Origin of the sequence: Nonomuraea guangzhouensis, assembly GCF_019396345.1 — a bacterium.
Taxonomy (GTDB): domain Bacteria; phylum Actinomycetota; class Actinomycetes; order Streptosporangiales; family Streptosporangiaceae; genus Nonomuraea; species Nonomuraea guangzhouensis.
Window position 1 is genome coordinate 1 of record NZ_JAHKRM010000100.1, and the last position, 3,033, is coordinate 3,033.

The following is a 3,033-nucleotide window of genomic DNA, read 5'->3' on the forward strand; positions in this document are numbered from 1 at the left end:
GGCGGCCACGCCGACCAGCACGCTGCGGATGCCGTCGCGGTAGCCGGCCGGGCGCCCGAGCGGGTCGTCGCCGGGGCCGCGGAAGACGTCGTCCAGCAGCAGCCGGTCGCCGCCGCCGTGGCCGCCCGCGCCCTGCTCGATGGCGATCTCCTCCGGCTCCTTCCAGTGCTGGTGCAGGGTGAGCCGCTCCCAGGCGCCGGCCGCGTGCTGCTTGGTGGCGGCGCTCGGGTCGATCGCGGCGTGCGGCGGCGTCCAAGATCGCTCGCACACCTCCAGCTCGACGCGCCCGGCCGTGCCGTTGAAGACCACGCGGTAGCCCTCGTACGGGGCGTGCGCGGTGAGGGAGTAGGTGAGCACGGCCCGGTTGGCGTAGCGGACCAGGACCGACATGTTGTCGTCGATCGTCACACCCGGCCCGAAGACGTCCTGGTCACGGATGTAGCCGTCCTCGTGCTCGGCGTCCAGGTAAAGGCGCTTGAGGTGCTCGTCGGCGGAGATGTCCAGGATGAACGGGTCGGTGCCCAGACCGAGCGCGCCCTGGCCACGGGCGGGGCGCGAACCCCTGGGCAGAGCCTGGCCGTAGAAGCGCAGGTCTGTCTGGGCGAAGACGAGCTCCGGCGCCGCCGCGAGCCACCAGTTGACCAGGTCGAAGTGGTGGGTGGACTTGTGGACGAGCAGCCCGCCCGAGTTGGCCCGCTCGCGGTGCCAGCGGCGGAAGTAGTCGGCGCCGTGGATGGTGTCGAGCGCCCAGTCGAAGTGGACCGAGGTGACCTCGCCGATCTCACCCGCGCTGATCAGCCGTTTCACCGCCGAGTTGCGCGGCGAGTAGCGGTAGTTAAAGGTGACCACCAGTTTGCCCGGGTTGCGCTCGGCGGCTGCGGCGATGGCCTCGCAGCCTTCTGCGTCCACCGTGAGCGGCTTCTCCACGATGACGTCGAGCCCGGCGTCGAGCGCGGCGACGACGTAGCGGGCGTGCGTCGCGTCCACCGTGGTGACCACGACGGCGTCGGCCAGCTCCAGCAGCTTGCCGAACTCGTCCGGGTGGAAGCGGGGCACGTCGCCGATGCGCTCGGCGTAGTAGTCCATGCGCGTCTGGTTGGTGTCGCAGAGGCCGACGATCGTCCCCGTGTCCCGCCAGTCGCCCAGCAGGGCGTCGATGTACATCCGGACGCGATGACCGAGGCCGACGAAGGCGTACCTGGTGCTCAACTTCTCTCCCCGAGTGGAGTGGTGGCTGGGGGTTCGGCACCCCCAGCCGGGATCAGACCTCAGCCGGCGACGGCGGCGTTGGCCTCGGTCAGGAACTTCTGCGCGGCGGCGTCCGGTGTCGTCTTGGCGAAGACGACCTCCTCGGTGATGCGCTTGAGGATGTCATCCACCTGGAGGGCGCCCTTCGGCGGCGCGGCGATCGGGCCCAGCTCGCTCCTGACCTCGTCGATGAAGGCCAGCGTCTTCTGGTCGACGGCCGGCAGCTTGTCCTTGACGGCGGCCAGCACCTTGGCGTTGATCGGCAGACCGCGGTCGCTCAGCAGGATCGCGGCCGCGTCCGGGTCGTTGGTCATGAAGTCGATGAACTTGGCGGCTTCCGCGGGGTGCTCGGACTTGGCGCCGACCGTGTAGAACATCGACGGCTGCAGGAACATGCCGCCGGTGGTCGCCTCCTTCGTCTTCGGCATGCGCAGCAGGGTCAGTTCCTGGCCGGACGCCTTGGACAGGCCGCCGAGCTGGTTGCTCCACCACATGCCCGTCGCGCCCGTGTTGGTGCCCAGCGGCGACTGTTCGACCCCGCCCGCGATCAGCTCGGAGCTTTTCGCCGCGTCAGGCGAGCCCTTGGTCTGGATGAGCTGCTGGTGGATGCCCCACCAGGCCTTCAGCGTGTCAGCCGAGACGCCCAGCTTCTTGCCGTCGTAGAGCTTCTCGCCGCGCTGGGCCGCGAAGATCTGCAGCCAGGCGGGGTTGTAGTTGTACTCGGCTCCGGTGAGGCCGGTGCCGCTCGCGCTGATCTGCTTGGCCAGGTTGATCCAGTCGTCCCAGGTCCAGCTCTTGTCGTCGGGCACCTGCTGCTTGGCCTTCTCGATCGTCGCCTTGTTGACGAGCATGGAGAAGGCGTTGACGCCGGAGGGGATGCCGTACTGCTTGCCGTCGATGTTGCCGGCGGCGAGCGCCTGCTGGTCGAAGTCGGTCGTGGGCACCTTGCCCGCCATGTCCGCGAGGGCGCCGCGTCCGGCGTACTCACCCAGACCGCGGATCTCGATGCTCATGACGTCGGGGGCGTCGTTCGCCGCCACCTTGGTGGCAAGTTTCTCGTAATAGTTGGCGAAGTCGGAGAAGTCGCCCTCGACGTTGATGGTGGGGTTCTTCTCCTCGAACTTCTTGATCACCTGCTCGGTGAGCTTCTGCCGGGAGTCGCTGCCCCAGTAGGAGAAGCGGAGTTCGATCTTGTCTCCGCCGGCCTTGTCGTCGCCGCTGCCGCAGGCGGCGACCGACGTCATCACGGTGGCCGCGAGCAGGGCGACCGTCCACATCTTCCTAGGCTTCACGGCTCTACCTCCTGGTTAATGAGTTGCGGGGGGTGTTACTTCAGACCGGTGGTCGCCACACCACGGATCAGGTACTTCTGGCCGGCCAGGAAGAATCCGAAGATCGGCCCCAGCGACACGATCGACATCGCGAACATCGGCCCCCACGAGGACTCGCCGCTGGAGTCGAGGAACTGACGCAGTGCGACGGCGACCGTGAGGTTGTCGGAGTTCGTGAGGTACAGGTTCTGGCTGAAGAAGTCGTTCCAGGTCCAGATGAAGGTGAAGATGCCGGTCGTGGCGAGGGCCGGGGTGCAGAGCGGGAGGATCACCTGGAGGAAGATCCGCCAGTAGCCCGCGCCGTCGATGGCGGCGGCCTCGTCCAGTTCCCGGGGCAGGGTGCGGATGAACTGCACCATGAGGAAGATGAAGAACGCGTCGGTGGCCAGGAACTTCGGCACGATCAACGGCCAGATCGTGTTGATCCAGTCGAGCTTGGAGAACACGATGTACT

Annotated in this window: 3 protein-coding genes; all 3 read right to left on the bottom strand. The window is 67.6% G+C overall.

Annotation, left to right across the window (positions count from 1 at the left end; translation table 11 throughout):
- Positions 1-1,209 (bottom strand): Gfo/Idh/MocA family protein (locus tag KME78_RS63520; RefSeq protein WP_246655202.1); only part of this gene is annotated, 1,209 nt, incomplete at its 3' end.
- Between the two features lie 59 nt (positions 1,210-1,268).
- Entirely contained in the window at positions 1,269-2,540 is a 1,272-nt protein-coding gene (locus KME78_RS63525; protein ID WP_219539933.1) for an ABC transporter substrate-binding protein, read from the bottom strand.
- 35 nt (positions 2,541-2,575) lie between these two features.
- Positions 2,576-3,033 (bottom strand): carbohydrate ABC transporter permease (locus tag KME78_RS63530; RefSeq protein ID WP_219539934.1); only part of this gene is annotated, 458 nt, incomplete at its 5' end.